The sequence below is a fragment of the Corynebacterium sp. genome, assembly GCF_030538285.1.
GTDB lineage: Bacteria > Actinomycetota > Actinomycetes > Mycobacteriales > Mycobacteriaceae > Corynebacterium.
The window spans coordinates 107,460-125,632 of record NZ_JAUNUG010000001.1 but is presented as its reverse complement, the minus strand read 5'-3'; the positions used below and the strand labels follow the sequence as shown (position 1 = coordinate 125,632).

Below are 18,173 nucleotides of genomic sequence, written 5' to 3'. Positions count from 1 at the left end.
CCACGGTACTCCGCAGGTAGGGTGGTGCGGGTGAACAAGCTCATCTACCCCCTCGTCGGTGCCCTCGGCGCGGCCGCCCTCGCTGGCGCCGGACTGCTCGCCTGGGGCAATTCCGAACTGCGCCGCTTCGAGCTCAAGGACATCACCGTCCCCCTCCTGCCGCCGGGCACGCTGCGCGGGCGTGAGGAGTTCCGCCTGCTCCACGTCTCCGACCTACACATGATCCCGGGGCAGTCGACGAAGGAGGCATGGGTGTCCGCGCTGGACTCCCTCAACCCGGATCTGGTGGTCAACACCGGCGACAACCTTTCCGACGAGCGCGCCGTCCCCGGTGTCCTCCGCGCCCTCGGCCCGCTGCTCAACCGCCCGGGCATGTTCGTGTTCGGCACGAACGATTACTGGGCGCCGCAGCTGCCCAACCCCTTCGGCTACCTCTTCGGCACGCGCCGCATCCCCTCCTACATCGATCTGCCGTGGCGCGATATGCGCGCCGCGTTCATTGAACGCGGCTGGCAGGACGCCACCCACCAGCGCCTGGAGTTCCAGGTCGGTTCCGTGCGGATCGCCGCCGCCGGTGTCGATGATCCGCATCATGATCTCGACGACTATTCGCTTATCGACGGCGCCCCCAACCCCGACGCCGACCTCTCCCTCGCGTTACTGCACTCCCCGGAGCCGCGGGTTTTGGCCGAGTTCGAGCGTGACGGCTACCAGCTGTCCCTGTCGGGGCACACCCACGGTGGGCAGCTGTGCCTGCCGGGGTCGAGGGCGATCGTGACCAACTGTGGCATTGACCGCGCGCGCGTCCAGGGGCTGCACAATTTCGGCCGGATGAAAATGCACGTCTCCAACGGGCTGGGCACCTCCAAGTTCGTGCCCGTCCGCCTGTTCTGCCGCCCCTCCGCCACCCTGCTGCGCATCACCGAAACTTCCTAAGACCTGGCGTTTTGCCGCTTCGCCCGGATGTGGGCTAAGGTATTCCAGGTACCACGGAGTAATCCGCAGGACACCGGGATATGGCGCAGCTTGGTAGCGCGCTTCGTTCGGGACGAAGAGGTCGCAGGTTCAAATCCTGTTATCCCGACCACTGAAGTTGATCCCCCTCACCAGCGCGGTGAGGGGGATTTTTCTCGTCTCAGCTAGATCGCCGTGCAGCCTCACGCCGCTCTACCAACACCGCACCTACGCCCAGCACGGCCATCGCTCCGAGCACTCCGAGTGAGAGCCAGAGCACGCCGAGGGTGCCGTCGTTGCCGGCGGCGGTCAGCCCCGCGGTGCCCCAGCCCAGGGGGAAGAGGTTCGCAGCGACCTGCCAGGCGGCGGAGACTTCGGTGGTGGTCAGGGTTTTCCACACCCAGCCGACGATGCCGAGCTGCACCAGGCCGAGCACCCCGGCCGCGATGGAACCGCCGATGCCACCGAATAGCCGCATCAGCACATGGGTACTCACCGCGGCGGCTGCAGCGCCGGAGGCCAGCACCACCGCCCCGAGTCCCAGCGCACCGGCCCCGAGTCCCGCTCCGACCAGCCACAGCAGCACAACGCCGGCCACCGTCAACCCGAGGATGGCGGCGAGGGCGATAACGGGGCGTCGAGGAGCACCGGCGAAGGCGCCACCGACCATGACAAGTGCTGCGATGAGCAGTGCGAATAGCGGGGATAATGCCGGGCTGACCTGCTCGGACTCCGCGTCGGCGGCCTGCACGGCGGGCAGGGCGCGCTGGACTGCGGTGATGCGGTCCTGGGTGCGGGAGGCCATGTCGTCGATACGCTGGGCTCCCTCGTCGAGGGCCTCGACACCGGAGATGGCCTCGCCGATGCCGCCCTGCGCCTCGGTGAGACCGTAGGAGAGCTCCTGCGCCCCCTGGGTGGCGGAGTAGATGCCGTCGTGGAAGGCGTAGCCGGGGACGCCGAGCTGGTTGGCGATCTCACGCGAACCGTCTTTGAGCGCCTGCAATTGCTGAGCCACCTCTCCGTCCAGCTCGATGAGCTCGACCTGGCCGCGCAGGCCGAGGAGCTGCTCACGCGCCTCGACGACATCCGGGTCGCTCACGCCTTCCATGCCACTGGTGGTGTCGTCGATGGCCGCTAACAGCTGGCCACGCAGGGCGCCGAGACCGATGACCTGGTCGACGGCGCCGCCCACCCCGTCGGCGACCTCGCCGGCGCCGGTCCCCAGCTGGCCCACGCCTGCCTGCAGTTCCACCAGCCCCTGGTGCAGCTGCTGCGCGCCGAGAACTGCCTCGTTGAACTCCTCCGGCAGGCCCTCGGCGCCGGTCCGCATCTCGGCGACACCCTCGGCCAGCTCTCCGGTGCCCGTGGTGAGGAAACCCGCCTGGGAACCGGCTTCACCGGCGGCGCGGCGGGCGTCGATAAGCTCTTGGGAAGCGATGGGCGCGGGGGCGGCCGCCGGTTCGTCCCCGCTGCTCCACGTGGCGGCGGGATCGAGATGGGTGGCAGCGGCGACCGCCGCCCCCACAACCAGGGGGACGACCAGCAGCAGTGCCGTGATCCAATGACGAATGGAGGCGCTCATACCCTCCGAAAGTACTGGTAGATGGGGTGGATGATGTGGTAGGCGCGCGGTAGGTCACTCCTGGTAACGTCAGATGAGATTCCTAACTGTTTCCGAACATATTGAGCGTGGTTCCCCAGTGACACTGATCCTTGTCATAACGCTCGCGGCTGTGGCGGTGGTTGCGGCCCCACCTGCGGTGCGTGTGCTCGACAGAAAGGCAGGGTGGCCGCTGGCCGCCCTCTTCGTGGCGGGGGCGGTGGCGCTCGGCAGGGAACTTCCCGCGGTTATCGACGGCCGACCCCTCACCTTCGACTACGTGTGGGTCACGGATGTCGTGGCCCCGGGAATGGATGTCTCGCTGGCGTTGCGGGGTGATGCGCTGGGTGTGTTCTTTGCCATGCTGGCGCTGATCATCGGCGCGGTGGTGTTCATCTATTCTGCGGCGTATCTGCCGAAACGCCAGGGCAACACCAGTTTCTACACGATCATGACGGCGTTTACGTTGTCGATCCTCCTGCTCGTGCTTGCCGACGACGTGGTGCTCCTCTTCCTCGCCTGGGAGCTGGTGTCGCTGGCGTCGTTCATGCTGATTGCGCGCTCGGGCTCCTCCGGCGAGGCCGGGTCCATCCGCACCCTCATCCTCACCTTCATCGGTGGCCTGACGCTGCTGGTGGCCGTGGCCGTCGCTGCGACCACCGCGGGCACCACCCGCCTCTCGGACATCCTGGCGGCCGATTTCTGGGCGGAGAGCCCCGGTGTCACCGCTGGCCTGGCGGTGCTGGTCGCAGTCTCCGCTTTCACCAAGTCCGCACAGCTGCCCTTCCACTTCTGGCTGCCGGAGGCCATGGCCGCCGCCACGCCAGTCTCCGCCTTCCTGCACGCCGCCGCCGTGGTCAAGGCCGGTATCTACCTGCTGCTGCGTTTCTCCACCGTGTTCCACGACGTGGCCGTGTGGAACGGGCTGCTCATCATCGCCGGTATGGCCACCGCGATCATGTCCGCGGCCTTTGCCGTGCAGAAGACTGACCTCAAGCAGCTCACCGCCTACTCGACGGTCTCCCACCTGGGCTGGATCGTCGCGACGATCGGTGTGGGCACCCCCTTCGCCCTCGCCGCGGCCGTGGTGCACACCGCCGCGCACGCGCTGTTCAAGTCCTCCCTGTTCATGCTCATCGGTGTCATCGACCATGAGGCCGGTTCCCGCGACATCCGCCGCCTGGGCCGCCTGTGGGACAAGATGCCGTTCACGTTCGCCTCGGTGGTCATCGGCGCGGCGTCGATGGCCGCGGTCCCGCCGCTGCTGGGCTTTTTGTCCAAGGAGGGCATGCTCACCGCCTTCCAGGACGCCCCCTACTCCGGCCTGCTGCTGTTCGTCGCCGCGATCGGCGCGGTGCTCACCTTCACGTACTCCGCGAAGATCGTCTTCGGCGCGTTCATCGACGGCCCGCGCGACATGTCCAAGGTCCACGAGGCCCCGGTCTCCCTGTGGCTGCCGGCCGCCCTGCCGGGCCTGATGTCTTTGCCCTTCGCCTTCTTAGCGGGGCTTTTCGACGCCCCCCTCGACGCCATCACCGCCTCCATCGGCGCCGAGCACGAGTCGCATCTGGCGCTGTGGCACGGCATCAACACCCCGCTGCTGATCTCGGTGGGTGTGCTCATCGTCGGCATCATCGGCGTGGTCTTCCGCAAGCAGATCTGGCCGGTACTGGAGGGGCGCAAGATGTTCCCCTCCTCCGGCAACGAACTGCTCGAGCACGGCGTGCGCATCTCCGGGCGCTTCGGCCGTGCCGTCGGCGCCATGGCCAACACCCACAACCCCTCGCGCCACCTGCTGCCGCTGGTGCTGTGCGTCATCGTCCTCGGCGGAGCAACCTACCTGTCGCCGGGCGTCGACGGCATCACCCCGGCCCCGCGCACCGAAGGCCTGGACAACCCGTGGGACCTCATCCCGCTCATCATCATCGGCGTGTCGGTCGTGGGCCTGGCGATCACCAACTCGCGCCTGTCGGCCGCGGTGCTCATCGGCACCGTCGGCGTGGGCATGAGCCTGCAGATGATGCTGCTTGGCGCACCTGACGTGGCACTCACGCAGCTGACGGTCGAGGCTCTTACCGTCATCGTCATCATGATGGTCCTGCGCTACCAGCCGAACCTGTTCCCCAAGGTCACCTCCTCCCGACGCCAGATCGGCTCCTTCATCATCGCCCTGGCGGCCGGCGTGGTCACCTTCGGTGGCGTCTTCGCGCTGCTGGGTCGCCGCGAGCGTTCCGAGCTGGCCATGTGGTACCTCGACCAGGCCCCGGAGATCACCGGCGGCCAGAACATCGTGGCGGTCATCCTTGTCGAGTTCCGCGCCCTGGATACCCTCGGCGAGCTCTCCGTGCTGGGCATGGCGGCGATCGTCATCGCCGCGGTCGCCCACTCCATGCCGCGCCACCCCTTCAAGGAGGGCACCCGCCCGGCACCGTTCGGCCAGTCGCAGCTCAACTCGATCCCGATGCGCAAGGTCATCCTGCTGGTCATCCCGGTGCTGGCGATCCTCAGCGTGCTCGTGTTCATGCGCGGCCACCAAGATCCGGGCGGCGGCTTCGTCGCAGCCCTGATCATGGGTGCCGCCATCGGCCTGGCGTATCTGTCGAAGGGCCAGGACGGCATCGTCTTCCGCGAGTCCACCCCGGTGTGGCTCACCGGCATCGGCATCATGACCGCCGTCGGCGCGGGCTTCATCGGCCTGTTGGAGGGCTCCTTCCTCTACGCCATCCACGGCTACATCCTCGGCGAGCACATGACCACCTCGCTCATCTTCGACCTGGGTATCTACCTGGCGGTGCTCGGCATGCTCACCATGGCGATCAACGCTCTCGGCGGCTACCTGCGCCCGGGCGTGGACGTCAACGACCTCAACTACGCGCGTATCGACGAAGACGGGCCCCTGCCCGCCACCCCGACCATCGAGAAAGGCGAGGGGCACGCCGAGTCCTTCCCCGAGCCGATCAACCCAGCCGATGCGCCGCGCTCGGTACTCGTCGCTGAGACCGATACTGAGACCGATGCCCAGACCGATACCGAGAAGGAGGCCGAGCGATGATCCTCGCCCTGACCATCGCGATCCTGGTGACAGGGTCGGTGTATCTCATCCAGCAGCGCGGCATGGTGCGCATCGTGTTCGGCATGTCCCTGCTGGGGCACTCCGGAAACCTCACCCTGCTGGCCGCCGGTGTCGGCGCGTGGCGCGGGGAGCCCTTCCCGGACCGCACCCCGCTGGATGTGGCGGCGGACCCGCTGCCGCAGGCCTTTGTGCTGACAGCCATCGTCATCGCCATGGCCACCACGACCATCCTGCTCACCCTCGCCGCCCTGGGCCGGGACGATGACACCGACGTCCCCGAGCCGGCCGACGACAACATCGCCGCCGATCCTGTCGCCACCCTCGGCCGTGCGGCCGGCACCGGAGGTAAGTAATGGACTGGACTCTCCCCCTTTTCGCCGCCATCCCGCTGTTCACCGCGGCTATCGCGGTGCTGCTGCCGTGGCGCTGGGCCCGCGATGTGCTCCACATCGGTATCCCGCTGCTCGGCGTCGCCGCCGGTATCTGGTTGTTCCTGCACACTGCGGACAACGGTCCCATCGCCCACAACGTCGGCCTGTATGTCGGTGGTGTGGCCATCCCGTTTGCGGCGGATACTTTCGCCGCAATCATGATCATCACCACGATGATCGTCGCGGCCACCGCCAACTGGTTCGCCACCATCTCCGGTGAGACGGTCAACCGCTACTACGCCTCGTTGACGCTCATCCTCATCACGGGTGTCAACGGCGCGCTGCTGACCGCCGATCTGTTCAACTTCTTCGTGTTCATCGAGGTCATGCTGCTGCCCTCCTACGGTCTGATCGCCATGTCCGGCACCTGGGCACGCCTGGCCGGTGGGCGTGCGTTTGTACTGGTCAACCTGGCGGCCTCGACGCTGCTGCTCATCGGTGTCGGCGTGCTCTACGGCGTCACCGGCACGGTGAACATCGCCGCGCTCCAGGGGGTTGCCGCGGGTAACGGCCCGGCGGTGGTCGCCATGGGCCTGGTGGTCATCGCCGTGGGTGCCAAGGCCGGTGTCTTCCCGGTCCACACCTGGTTGCCGCGCACCTACCCGGAAACCTCCGCAGCCGTGATGGGCCTGTTCTCCGGCCTGCACACGAAGGTCGCGGTGTACATGCTCTACCGCATCTACGTGAACATCTTCGATCTAGAGGACCGCTGGAACTGGCTCATCATCGCCATCATGGTGGTCTCGATGCTCATCGGCGCTTTCGCGGGTCTGGCGGAGAACTCGATCCGCCGCGTGCTGGGTTACCAGATGATCAACGGCATGCCGTTCATCCTGGTCATGCTGGCGTTCACCTCAGATGATCCGCAACGCGCGTTGGCCGCCGGCCTGCTGTACACGCTGCACCACATGGTCACCGTCGGCGCACTGCTGCTCACCTCGGGCGCGATCGAGGAGACCTACGCCACCGGGCTGTTGTCCAAGCTCTCGGGTCTGGCCCGGCGCGATCCCATCGTGGCAGCGCTGTTCGCCGCGGGCGCGTTCTCCATCGTCGGTTTCCCGCCGTTCTCGGGCATGTGGGGCAAGATCCTGCTGGTCTTCGAGATTGCCCGCGCTGTCGACTGGTGGGCATGGCTGGTCATCGCCGTCATCGTGGTCGCCTCCATCGGTGCGCTGCTGTCCATGCTGCGCGTCTGGCGCGAGGTGTTCTGGGGTAAGCCGATGCAACGCTACCCCAAGGAGCTGCGCATCTCCGCCCGGCTCATCGCCCCCTCCGCGGTGCTCATGGCAGGATCGCTGGCGATGTTCATCTTCGCGGGCCCGCTTATCGACGCCACCCTCACCGCCACCGAAGGCCTCCTCGACGTCGACGGCTACGCGGCCGCCGTCTTGGGCGAGGATCCGATCGGTGTTCCCGACATGACCGACCTCCAGGGAGGCCGCTGACATGCACGTGTTGCTCTACATCCCCTGGTGGATCAAGGAGATTTTCGTCGCCGGCTTCCAGGTCGCCTGGGCCGGGTTCCGCCCCGATGCCGGTTATGACCCGGTTGTCGTGCGTTACCCGCTGCGCGTGACCAGCGAGTGGCAGATCTTCTGGTTCACCACATCCATCACCACCACCCCCTCGACTCTGTCGCTGGGTCTGCGCGCCCCGGAGCACGAGGGAGATCCCCACATCCTGCTGGTGCAGGCCGCCTTCGGTTCCAACCCGGTAGAGGTCTTCGAGTCTCTCGCCGACATGGAGGCACGCATGGCCCCGCACGTGAAGTCCATCGATCACGGTGTCCCGGGCCAGGGTCCGACCACCACGCTGGACCCGAAGTTCTACGAGTACCCGACCGACCGGAAGGAGAAGAACCAGTGAGCCCCTTCGAGTGGATCCTCGCCGCGTGCATCGCCATCATGGCGGCCACATTGCTGTCCGGTCTGGTGCTCGTCTTGCGCACCTCTGACGTGCTCACCCGCGCGGTGCTGGCGGACCTCATCTTCTACACGATGATCTGTATCTTCCTCACCTGGACGCTGACCAACCCGACATCGATCGGCTACGAGGTGGCTCTGCTGGCCGCCATCGCCGGTGGCGTCCTGCCCACCTTGTCTATGGCCCGCATCATCTCGAGGGGGCGTCGCTAATGTCTGTCGCCGAGATCATCGTCTCGATCCTTGCCATCACCGCCACCCTCATGGTGGTGACCACCTCCGTCGCGATGTGGCGCGCGCCCGATGCCCTGACACGCGTCAACCTGCTCGGCCCCGTCATCGGTGTGGGTTTCCCGCTGTTGCTGATGTCCAAGCTCATCCTCGACTGGTCAACCACCGGCTTCGATCTCAATAACTTTATCCGAGCGCTGCTGGCCATCGCGGGTGTGTGGATCGTCGCCTCAGTCGGTTCCTACTACATGGGCCGCTCCATCTACGGCGTGACCGTGGTGGATGAGAAACACGCCGAGGACCGCGCCTACCAGCCGGGGGCTTAGCCCACTCAACCTCCTCGGGCGTGAACCCGTGGTCATTGAGCAGGGTGGCGCGCAGCGGGGGTCTCAGTGCGATTTCCCCCAGTGCCCCCCTGCAAACGGGGTATTTTCACTGTGCATATGCATGGCCGAAATACTCGTTTGCAGGGGAAATAGCAGGCCGTGCACCCCGCAGACGCCAAGCCCGCCACCGCAAAAACTGCGGGGCGGGCTGAGCGCGGGCGTCGAGAAGCAGTAGTTACTTCTTCTTGGCGAACTCGGTCTTGACAGCCTCGCCGAGCTTCGGGTCGACGCTGGTCCAGTACCAGTAGCAACGCTCCTCCACCGAGGGGGTCACGCCGACCATCGCGCCGGCGATGCTCTCGGCGAGACGCTGCTTGGCGGCGTCATCGAGGACCTCGTTGTAGAGGATGCCAGCCTGCACGAAGTCATCGTCCTCCGGGTGCTTGACGTAGGCGGCGCGCACCAGGTCAGTACCGTGCGGGTCCGGGTTGACGTAGATGTCATCGGCCTGGCCGTAGGAGGTGTGGTTGGAGGAGGAATCCTCGCCGTTATCCAGGTAGCCAGCCCCCTTGTCGAAGCGGTTCGGGGAGTAGGTCGGCTGATCCTCATCGTCAAAGAAGTACGCCATCGGGCCGCGGTTGCTGTAGGTGTTGACGTCGTTGAGGGGACGGTTCACCGGCAGGTCGCGGTAGTTGGGTCCGATGCGGTAACGCTGCTGATCGGCGTACGCAAAGGCACGGGCCTGGAGCATGCGGTCCGGGGACAGGCCGATGCCGGGGACCAGGTTGCCCGGGTCGAGGGCGATCTGCTCGATCTGGGCGAAGTGGTTGCGCGGGTTGCGGTTGAGCACAAAGTAGCCGACATCGATGCGCGGGTAGTCCTTCTTGGACCAGACCTTCGTGAGGTCGAAGGGGTTCCAGCGGTAGTTCTCGGCCTCTGCCACCGGCATGATCTGCACCTTGACGTCCCAGATGGGGTAGTCGCCGCGGTCGATAGCCTCGTAGAGGTCCTGGCGGTGGTGGTCGGCGTTGATGCCGGCCATCTCGGTGGCCTCGGCGTCGGTGAAGTTCTCCACACCCTGGCGGGAGATGAAGTGGTACTTCACCCAGAAGGCCTCGCCCTTTTCGTTGACCCACTGGAAGGTATGGGAGCCGTAGCCGTTCATGTGGCGGGTGGTCTTCGGGGTACCGCGGTCACCCATGAGGTAAGTGACCTGGTGGGAGGACTCGGGGGTGCGGGTCCAGAAATCCCACTGCATATCAGCGTCGCGCAGGCCGTTGCGGCCGAGGCGCTTCTGGGAGTGGATGAAGTCGGGGAACTTCACACCATCGCGGACGAAGAAGGTCGGGGTGTTATTACCGACAATGTCGTAGTTACCGTCCTCGGTGTAAAAGCGCAGGGCGAAACCGTGCACGTCGCGCCAGGTGTCGGGGGAACCCTTCTCACCGGCGACGGTGGAGAAGCGGACACCCATCGGGGTGACGGTCCCGGGCTGGAACAACTTGGCCTTGGTGTACTGGGAGACATCCTCGGTGATGTGGAGCTCACCGAAGGCGCCGTGGCCCTTGGCGTGGGGGATGCGCTCGGGAACGTTCTCGCGGTTGAAGTGGGCGAGCTTCTCAATGAGGTGGATGTCATTGAGGATGTTCGGGCCCTGCGGGCCAGCGGTGACGGAGATGTTCTCGGACGGGACCGGCGCACCGTTGTGGCGGGTGGTGTTGCCGGTGACGTTGGGGCGCAGACCGCGCTCGACGATCTCGTTTGCCTTGGAGTTCTGGTCGCTCATAGCTCCTCTTTCTGGATTCATAATGTGTTCCACCTATCGGTGGGCGTTAGTTAATAGCCTAGGCCCATATTGTGAGCCGTGCAACCCCCACGCTACCTATCCGAATATTTGACTGCCGTTTGCCCTGGTAACGTCGATGAGCGTGAGCAAGCACTCCGCATCAGACGACGCCCGCGTCACCGACCTGGCCCTCCGCGCCGGTCGTGGCGACCGCGAAGCGCTGACGGAGTTCATCCGCGCCACCCAGGACGACGTGTGGCGCCTCCTCGCTCACCTCGGCGGCCGCGACATCGCCGATGATCTCACCCAGGAGACCTACCTCCGTGTCATGAGCGCACTCCCCCGCTTCGCCGCCCGCTCCTCCGCACGCACGTGGCTACTCTCCCTCGCGCGCCGCGTATGGGTCGACAACATCCGCCATGACATGGCCCGCCCCCGCAAATCCGTCACCGAATACGAAGACGCCGCCGCCACGACCCCCGTTGACGGCGCCAACGCCTCCTCCTGGTCCGAGTGGATCGACGCGCGCACGCTTATCGACGCCCTCCCCACCGAACGCCGCGAAGCCCTCATCCTCACCCAGGTCCTCGGCTACACCTACGAAGAGGCCGCGAAGATCGCCGGCGTCCGCGTCGGCACAATCCGTTCCCGCGTCGCCCGCGCCCGCAAAGATCTTATCGACGCCGCCCGCCCCGACAACTAAACCCCAACCCTGGATGACCGGGGTTGGGGTTCAGGAACTGCTACCTTCTAGCGGCGCGGAACACAGTTGTCGTAGAGGTACTTGCCCACCAGACCGCCGATGGCGATGAGCGCGGCAGCACCAACAGCCTTACCAACGACACCGCCGTGCTTCTGGAGCTCGGCATTGACCTGGTTCATGAAGTTGGCGGTAGCCGGGTCATGGATACCAGCCTGCTGCTGCAGATCAGTGTTGAAGTTCTGCAACTGAGACTGCGCATCGGCAACCAACGGGGACAGACCCGGGATGTTCACCTGGGTCGCCAGCCCGATCGGCAGTAAGGCCAACAGCGGGATACCCACTGTGGCAGCCGCCTGGACACAACGATCTGTCACAGAGGAACCGCTGGACCCGCTAGAGGAGCCCGGCAGGGACGAGCCCGGGCCCGAGGAACCACCGTCAGAGCCATCGGAGGAACCACCGTCAGAACCACCTGGAACCGGGGGCACTTCCTGCTCCTTCTCGACGACCTCGACGATCGCCGGGAGGATCCGGACATTACCGTCCGCGTCAGTGATCTCGACCGGGATGGTGTAGTAACCCGGCAGGACATCCTCGCCCGGAGTCACCGTGATTGTGCCATCCGGGTTCAGGGTCGCCCACTCCGGAGCGCCATCACCCAGTGTGTATGTGACATCCTCTGGCAGACCGTCCGGATCCAGGTTGCGCGGGACGGTGATGGTAGCCACCCCACCCTGTTCAACCTGGGTACCGAACCAGAACAGTTCATCCGCATCGACAACCACAGTTGCCGTCACACGATCAACAGTGCCGTCCGGGTACGTCACAACGACCGGAACCTGGATAACGTCACCCGGGCTCGCCGTGGCCGGCGGAGTCACCGTAACCGTGCCGGTGGCGGGGTCCACGACTACGTCCCAGCCAGCCGGCGGGACATAACCCTCAGGAGTTGCGAACTCGGACCCTGCAGGGAGGCTCGCATCCTGGGTCACATCAACCGGGACACCAGCCTGCGTGTTCTCCGGCTGGTACTCCGGCTGGTGCTCGCCAGCCTCGCCGCCACCAATGATCACGGTGGCTGGTGCGTTGTCGGTCGAACCGTCCGGGTAGGTCACCAGCACCGGAACTGTGATGAACTGACCCGGGACGGCATCAGCCGGCGGCGTCACAGTCACCACACCGGTGCCCGGATCAACCACCACATCCCACCCGGTCGGCGGGGTGTAGTCCTCCGGCAAACCGAACTCGGTACCCTCCGGCAGATCGGTATCACCAATCTGCGGCAGATCCACCGCCGTACCCGGAGCAGTGGTCTCAGAATCATAGGACGGGTTATTGTCAGCGGCCTGGTCAACGCCGACGGTGATTATCGCGGGGATCGTATCGGTCGAACCGTCCGGGTAGGTGGCGACCACCGGGACGGAGATAGAATCGCCAGGGCGAGCATCTGTCGGCGGGGTTGTGGTGACGACACCCATGTTTAGATCAACCGAGACCGTCCAACCTTCGGGAGCAGTCCAACCCTCCTCCAGGGCGAAACCGGTGTCCTCCGGAATGCTCTGCTCTTCCGGGAGGCTGAGGGGAGAATCAACCTCGACGCCCGCGGGGGTAGTCACCGGGTTATAGAAGGGATCCACAGCATCGGTGTGCGGGGCGATGATCACCGGGAAATCCACGACGACGGAGGTACCGTCAGCGTAATTGATTGTGACCGGGATGTTGATCGTGCTGCCCGGCTCCGCCTCTGCGGGCGAGGTTGCAGTCACCACACCATCGGCATCAACACTGACGTTGGTCCAACCTGCCGGGACGTTCTCCTGGATGACCTCAAAGGTTGCACCGTCGGTAACCAGTCCGCTCGGCACATCAGAAGTCGCGATCTCACCCGGCAACACGGTCTCTGCCGTGTAGGCGGGCTCATTCGGGTTGGTGACGGTGACCGTGGCGTTCACGATCTCGGAGGTGCCATCCGGGTACGACACTTCCACGGGAACCTGGTAGGTTCCCGCCGGCGTTCCGTTGCCTGGAACCACTGAGATGGAGCCATCAGGCTGGATGGTAACCCAATCCTGAGTGGCGGGCGCCTCCGGGTTAGCCGGGTCAGAGGGGACCGCAGCAAAGGTGGTGCCAACGGGAAGCTGAGTGACACCATCGTAGGCGGTGGGCACCGGTACGGTACCGGTGTCACCCTGCGCTACCGTGATCGGTTCATAAACCGGAGACTTCACCGCTTCGGTGACAAATACCGGAGCAATGATGTTGATGGTGGTCGATCCCGGAGCGTCGCCATTTGGGATCATCACAATGACCGGGATCTCATACTCCTGGGCCGGAATTTCCAGACCCGGCTCTAGAGTCAGGACGCCGGTGTCTGAATCGATGCCGGTCACCCAGTCAGGTGCACCCTCACCGAGGGTGAAGGTGGTTTCCTCCGGCAGAGTACCGTCGGTGGTATCCACCGGAGCAGGGGTCACGGCATCGGACCCCTGTTGCACGGTGGTCGGCGCGTAACGCGGGTCATCGTCGTTGATGATTGATACCGGAGCGTTGACCACAGAAGTGGTGCCATCCGGGTAAGTCACCAGGACGGGGACATTAACAGCGCCAACTGGGACGTCGTATCCGACCTCGACGGACACCGTGCCATCGGGGTTGACCGTCGCCCATTCAGGGGTGTCCGGGGTGGACCCGAACCTCGTGCCCTCCGGTAGCTCGGTGCCATCCTGGTTCGCCGGGATCTGAGTGGATACCGAGTCGCCTCCCTGGACCACCTGGATCGGCTCATAGACAGGCTGATTCGGGTTGACGACGTAGACCACCAAGGTGCCTTCACCAGTGGTTCCGTCCGGCAGTTCGATGGCGATGCGGACCGGTTGCGGTCCGGGCGCAACATCGCTGCCCGGGTTGACGGTGACGGACCCGTCGGGGTTGACGGTGACCCAGTCGGGAGTCACGCCTTCGATCGGCGTGAAAACGGTGTCCGGCGGGAAGAAACCAGAGTTGTCAGGTCCCGTCACCTCCAGAGTGTCGCCCTGGACGACAGTCACCGGCGTGTAATTCGCCACCACCGGACGATCCTTGACAATGACTGTTCCCAAAATCCTCGTGCCGGTATTGGAGGCTTCCGGCCAGGTGACATCGACGGGGAACTCGTAGGTGCCAGCGGGAACACCGTAACCGGGGCGAGCGGTGAGAGCACCTGTTTCCAGGTTCACCTCCACCCATTCAGGTGTCTCGTCCGTTGCCGTGAAGTTCACACCTGCCAGCTGCGTTCGGTCCGCCTCGGGGTTCAGTGGCGCAGCCCCGGTTTCCTCCTCGGCCTGGTAAACCTCAATGGGCTCGTAGTGGAACTTGTCGGCGGTGACGGTGGCATCCAGTGCGGTGTAGGTGAGGCGCTCTGGGTTCATCTGCTGCCAGTTGATGATGCTCATCGTGCCTGCAGGCATGTACGGGATGAACATAGTTTGGACGTAAGGGTCTTCTGTTGGCAGCACCTCCCACTCGATGTACTCAGCCGGGATCGGTCCCCGTGCGCCATTGGTATTGAAGGCAGGAAACTGCGCCCGTTCCTTCGGGTCAGCTGTACTGGCCTCCAGTGGAATGGAACCACCGTAGAAGTAGGTGTCGCCAGGAGTGATGAGTGTCGGTTCAGGGAGCTCACGAGGGAACACCATTGTCAACTGCACGTTAAACAGGGGTTCGCCCACGAGGTGGGGAATGCGCCAACGGATCGCAGGGTTCCGGTTGATCGTGACTCCGAAAGGCTCTACGTTTGACGCCAAGTAAGCGGTTTGATCATCGGCGGTAGGCCTGACCAAGCGACCGTTACGGGGGGAACGAACGAGCTCGGTGTCGCGGACACTCGAGATCCCCCATTCATAGACCCACTCCGTAGAGTGATTGCCTTCATAGGGCACGGTCTCCCAGTAGTAGACCTGTTCGGTCCCCGCCAGAATCGGAGCACCGGTGTTATCGGTGGCCGCCACGAGACGCATGTCATAGGTCGTGTCCTCGAAATCATACGTCGGTGTTCCCTCGGTCTGAGAGCCGACGATAAACTGCGAAGTCGCGAGCGCCACGATGCGACCATCGGTATAGCGTGCCAAGTTCCAGTCGACACCGTCGGTCCGGACGGTGGGCTGCGGTAGCGGATCGGCCTGAGTTTGGGCCGCCGCGACTGAAAGCGTCGTGATGTTCGGAGTAATGACCGGAACCACCGCCGTGGACAAACCGAGCATCACCGCCGCTGAGACGGAGACAATTCTCCTGCTGTGCATTGTTCCCCTTGGATAGCGTGGATAGTAGCACTGGACGAGAGCAGTACTCGGACCATTAGAACTGAACTACGGCCGATTTGCAATGGAACTGTGATGATTCTTGCGCCCCCCCTTCAACCGTTCTTTAGGAAACGTTACGCTTAGGTGCATCACCCTCTCCCCTTGCCAGCATTCGAACAGGAAGATCATCCCTTTGCCGAGGGCTGGACCACTTTCTTCAACGAAGAGCGGCCACCCCCTTCGGGGCTGGGATAAAAAAACTTGCCCCTCCCCCGCGCATTGGCGAAGGTGAGTCGAGTTTCGAGCCATGGTGCTTTGAGGAACCCAGTACCACTCTAAGGAGTTGTCCACGTCCTCGGAGGAACCGGACGACCCACCCACACCCTCGGTGCCGTTCTCGGTAGCGGCGTCATCGTCGTTTGACCTGAATTAACCGGGTCGTTGCCAGGCTTTTTCATGGTCACCGCACTCAACTTGTCGCCATTTTCCGGCCCTGAGCTCGCAGTCTTGATGACCGGGTAATCTTCGCGGTTTCGACGATGCACAGGCGCCCATTCCAACCAGGGTTGGAACGGGCGCCTTTTAAGAGCGTCCTGAGGAACTAGACGCAATTGTCATATATGTACGTGGCCACGAGCCCGCCGACAGCCAGCAGAGCGGCACCGCCGGCCAGCTGGCCCACGGTCGCGCCGTGCTTCTGCAGCTCAGCATTGACCTGGGCCATGAAGTTGGCGGTGTTCCCGTCATAGATTCCCGACTGCTGCTGCAGCTCGGTGTTGGCCGTCATCAGTTGCGCCTGCGCATCAGCCACCAGCGGCGACAGTCCGGGGATGTTCACCTGCCTCGCCAGGCCGAAGGGCAGCAGCGCCAGCAGCGGAATCCCGACCGTGGCTACAGCCTGGACGCATCGACCATTCGACGAGCCCGGCAGACCCACGACCGAACCGCCGCCGACGGATCCGTCGCGGCCATCCCGGCTGTCGACACCGTCGCGGCCCGAAGCTCCGTCCTGGCCGTCTTCGCCAACGACCCGGCCAACATTCTCGGTATCACCGTTAGTGAAGGTGACGATCAGCTCACCGTTGATGACCTCGACGGATTCGATGTCGACGCCGTCCTGGCCATCCTCGCCATCTTCGCCGACACGACCCGGAGCTCCGTCCTGACCGGCCACCGGGCCGGCGTTCTGGGTCTCGCCGTTGGTGATGGTGATCACCAGCTCACCGTTGATGATCTCGATCGATTCGATACCGACACCGTCGGCTCCGTCCTGGCCATCCTCACCGATCACCGGGCCAGCGTTGTGAACTTCGCCGTTGGTGAGGCTGATCATCAGCTCACCGTTGAGGATGTCGACGGATTCGATACCGACGCCGTCAGTGCCGTCCTGACCATCAGTGTCGTCCACACAGTCTTCACCGACGACGACGCCGATTACTTCTTCCACGGGGTTGCCGTCTACGTCGTAGTAGTTCCAGAACACGATGAGCTCACCGGTCTCTGTATCGATCTCGAAACCGACAATCTGGGCGTCGACCTCGACACGTGCCGTGGTCTCCACGGTGCCGGCGTCGTCAGCGAGAGAGATGATCACGCCGATGACGTGGTTTTCACCCGGTTGTGCGGCCAGCGGCGGCGTGACAGTCAGGCGCCCGGAGTCGGGGTCGATTTCCACGTCCCACCCTTCCGGGATGATTGCTTCGTCCACGGCATACTGGGAGCCAGCCGGGATGAACGGGGCGCCGGTCTGGTTGACCTCGACGGACACACCCGGGCTGGTGTAGGAATCATCGTAGGAAGCACTGCGCACCAGGTTGGCCGCAGCCACACCGGCAATGACGCTGCGGAATTCTCGATCAGGTCCGTACTGCGGGGTATCAAGGTCGAAGACGAGGGGCTCAGTGGCACCATCGGTGTTCACCTGAGAATCGACGCCCTGGGTGAAGATGTAACCGGGGACGCCTTCCGGGCGGGCGAACTGGACAACGTAGTCGTCCTGACCGAGCTCACCGAAGCGGTACTGGCCCCGGTTGTTGGTCACCGCGTCGTCCACGATCTCGCCTGCAGAGTTGAACAGGTACACCGGGACACCAGGGCGGGGGAGCTCGCCGGCGTCCCACACGCCGTTGCCGTTGACATCATTGAAGACGTTGCCGGAGATGCCGCAGGCGCGATCCGCGGTGATGCGAAGATCGACCTGGCTGACCGGATCCACCTCAAAACCCGGCTCCACCATCAGTTCCGCCCGGAGAACCGCGTGGGAGCGCGCGGGCATTTCGTCGATCGTGAGCACCAGAAGCTCATCGGACTGGGACTCCAACGTCCACTGCTGGCGGAATTCCTTAGATTCCGGAGAATTAGAGCGCGGGCTTGAGGTTCCCCTGACGTACCCGGCGTTGGGGCGGGCGTCGGCGATTCCGTACTCCCCAAACTTGCCTGCATCAAGGTAGACGACGACGTTGTTCTGCCGCATCGCCGAGACCTCGTATCCCTCCGGCAAGTCAATCTCCATCCGGACGTTCTGGAGGACTTCGGCAGTGCCGAAGGGGATGCGCCAGTAGGAGATACCCGTCTTCGGGTCCCAGTGCTGCACCTGCGCAGCAGCACTGCCGTATTCGTTCGGTGTCGCGGTGACAGTGAAGCCGGTCAGGGATCCAATTCCGGTCTCCAGGTCAGAGTCGAGCACACCCTGCGCCGCGCAGTTGATGGAACACAGGTCGGTGGTGGTACCATGTTTGTTTTGCGGGCGTGGCGAGCGGGGCGGCAACAACGCCACCAACTCCCAGCGCGATAGCCGATACTGCAGCTACCAGTCTCCTCATCATCGACATGAGAAATTCCTATCAAATTCGATTGTTTGGCACGGACAT

Annotated in this window: 12 protein-coding genes and 1 tRNA gene; 9 read left to right on the top strand and 4 right to left on the bottom strand. The window is 64.4% G+C overall.

The genetic code is table 11. The features are described 5' to 3' along the window. Nucleotides 1-42: 42 nt before the first annotated feature. Nucleotides 43-936 (top strand): metallophosphoesterase, encoded by an 894-nt coding sequence (locus Q4G50_RS00600; RefSeq protein WP_303375743.1) that lies wholly within the window; start codon nucleotides 43-45, stop codon nucleotides 934-936. 74 nt (nucleotides 937-1,010) lie between these two features. Further along, nucleotides 1,011-1,087: transfer RNA gene (locus Q4G50_RS00595), tRNA-Pro, on the top strand. A 48-nt stretch (nucleotides 1,088-1,135) separates the two neighbouring features. Here Q4G50_RS00595 and Q4G50_RS00590 read toward each other — a convergent pair. Beyond that, entirely contained in the window at nucleotides 1,136-2,536 is a 1,401-nt protein-coding gene (locus Q4G50_RS00590; protein WP_303375690.1) for a hypothetical protein, read from the bottom strand. Between the two features lie 118 nt (nucleotides 2,537-2,654). Between Q4G50_RS00590 and Q4G50_RS00585 the strand changes: the two genes are divergently transcribed. From Q4G50_RS00585 to Q4G50_RS00560, 6 genes are read left to right on the top strand one after another with little or no spacing between them, the layout of a single operon-like run. After that, nucleotides 2,655-5,606, top strand: a complete 2,952-nt coding sequence (locus Q4G50_RS00585; protein WP_303375689.1) for a DUF4040 family protein — start codon at nucleotides 2,655-2,657, stop codon at nucleotides 5,604-5,606. Next, nucleotides 5,603-5,980, top strand: a complete 378-nt coding sequence (locus Q4G50_RS00580; protein WP_303375688.1) for a cation:proton antiporter subunit C — start codon at nucleotides 5,603-5,605, stop codon at nucleotides 5,978-5,980. Before Q4G50_RS00585 ends, Q4G50_RS00580 begins: the two co-directional genes overlap by 4 nt. Then, nucleotides 5,980-7,503, top strand: a complete 1,524-nt coding sequence (locus Q4G50_RS00575; RefSeq protein ID WP_303375687.1) for a monovalent cation/H+ antiporter subunit D family protein — start codon at nucleotides 5,980-5,982, stop codon at nucleotides 7,501-7,503. Before Q4G50_RS00580 ends, Q4G50_RS00575 begins: the two co-directional genes overlap by 1 nt. A gap of 1 nt (nucleotide 7,504) precedes the next feature. Continuing rightward, nucleotides 7,505-7,924, top strand: coding sequence for a monovalent cation/H+ antiporter subunit E (locus tag Q4G50_RS00570; protein WP_303375686.1), 420 nt, complete (start codon nucleotides 7,505-7,507; stop codon nucleotides 7,922-7,924). A 38-nt stretch (nucleotides 7,925-7,962) separates the two neighbouring features. Next, on the top strand, nucleotides 7,963-8,193 hold the full coding sequence (locus tag Q4G50_RS00565; RefSeq protein WP_303375742.1) for a cation:proton antiporter: 231 nt from the start codon (nucleotides 7,963-7,965) through the stop codon (nucleotides 8,191-8,193). Further along, the gene (locus tag Q4G50_RS00560; protein ID WP_303375685.1) at nucleotides 8,193-8,537 is read left to right on the top strand and encodes a Na+/H+ antiporter subunit G; all 345 of its coding nucleotides are present in this window, start codon (nucleotides 8,193-8,195) and stop codon (nucleotides 8,535-8,537) included. The genes Q4G50_RS00565 and Q4G50_RS00560 overlap by 1 nt, the downstream gene beginning before the upstream one ends. A gap of 235 nt (nucleotides 8,538-8,772) precedes the next feature. Here the strand turns inward: Q4G50_RS00560 and Q4G50_RS00555 are convergent, their stop codons facing one another. Further along, nucleotides 8,773-10,323 carry a catalase gene (locus Q4G50_RS00555; RefSeq protein WP_303375684.1) on the bottom strand — a complete coding sequence of 517 codons (1,551 nt, stop codon included), beginning with the start codon at nucleotides 10,321-10,323 and terminating at the stop codon, nucleotides 8,773-8,775. Nucleotides 10,324-10,459: 136 nt separating this feature from the next. On the opposite strand from Q4G50_RS00555, the gene Q4G50_RS00550 reads away from it, so the two are divergent. Next, a complete protein-coding gene (locus tag Q4G50_RS00550) occupies nucleotides 10,460-11,026 on the top strand; it encodes an RNA polymerase sigma factor (RefSeq protein ID WP_303375683.1) in 567 nt (188 codons plus the stop codon). Between the two features lie 47 nt (nucleotides 11,027-11,073). On the opposite strand, the gene Q4G50_RS00545 is transcribed toward Q4G50_RS00550, so the two are convergent. Together Q4G50_RS00545 and Q4G50_RS00540 are read right to left on the bottom strand one after the other, a co-directional pair. Continuing rightward, nucleotides 11,074-15,303, bottom strand: a complete 4,230-nt coding sequence (locus tag Q4G50_RS00545; RefSeq protein ID WP_303375682.1) for a Rib/alpha-like domain-containing protein — start codon at nucleotides 15,301-15,303, stop codon at nucleotides 11,074-11,076. Between the two features lie 601 nt (nucleotides 15,304-15,904). Then, nucleotides 15,905-17,989 (bottom strand): SdrD B-like domain-containing protein, encoded by a 2,085-nt coding sequence (locus Q4G50_RS00540; protein WP_303375681.1) that lies wholly within the window; start codon nucleotides 17,987-17,989, stop codon nucleotides 15,905-15,907. Nucleotides 17,990-18,173 lie beyond the last annotated feature (184 nt).

Coding starts and splice junctions, on each gene's coding strand:
- Q4G50_RS00580 (WP_303375688.1), top strand. CDS start 5,603: ATGATCCTCGCCCTGACCATCGCGATCCTGGTGACAGGGTCGGTGTAT.
- Q4G50_RS00570 (WP_303375686.1), top strand. CDS start 7,505: ATGCACGTGTTGCTCTACATCCCCTGGTGGATCAAGGAGATTTTCGTC.
- Q4G50_RS00575 (WP_303375687.1), top strand. CDS start 5,980: ATGGACTGGACTCTCCCCCTTTTCGCCGCCATCCCGCTGTTCACCGCG.
- Q4G50_RS00550 (WP_303375683.1), top strand. CDS start 10,460: ATGAGCGTGAGCAAGCACTCCGCATCAGACGACGCCCGCGTCACCGAC.
- Q4G50_RS00590 (WP_303375690.1), bottom strand. CDS start 2,536: ATGAGCGCCTCCATTCGTCATTGGATCACGGCACTGCTGCTGGTCGTC.
- Q4G50_RS00545 (WP_303375682.1), bottom strand. CDS start 15,303: ATGCACAGCAGGAGAATTGTCTCCGTCTCAGCGGCGGTGATGCTCGGT.
- Q4G50_RS00555 (WP_303375684.1), bottom strand. CDS start 10,323: ATGAGCGACCAGAACTCCAAGGCAAACGAGATCGTCGAGCGCGGTCTG.
- Q4G50_RS00565 (WP_303375742.1), top strand. CDS start 7,963: ATGGCGGCCACATTGCTGTCCGGTCTGGTGCTCGTCTTGCGCACCTCT.
- Q4G50_RS00560 (WP_303375685.1), top strand. CDS start 8,193: ATGTCTGTCGCCGAGATCATCGTCTCGATCCTTGCCATCACCGCCACC.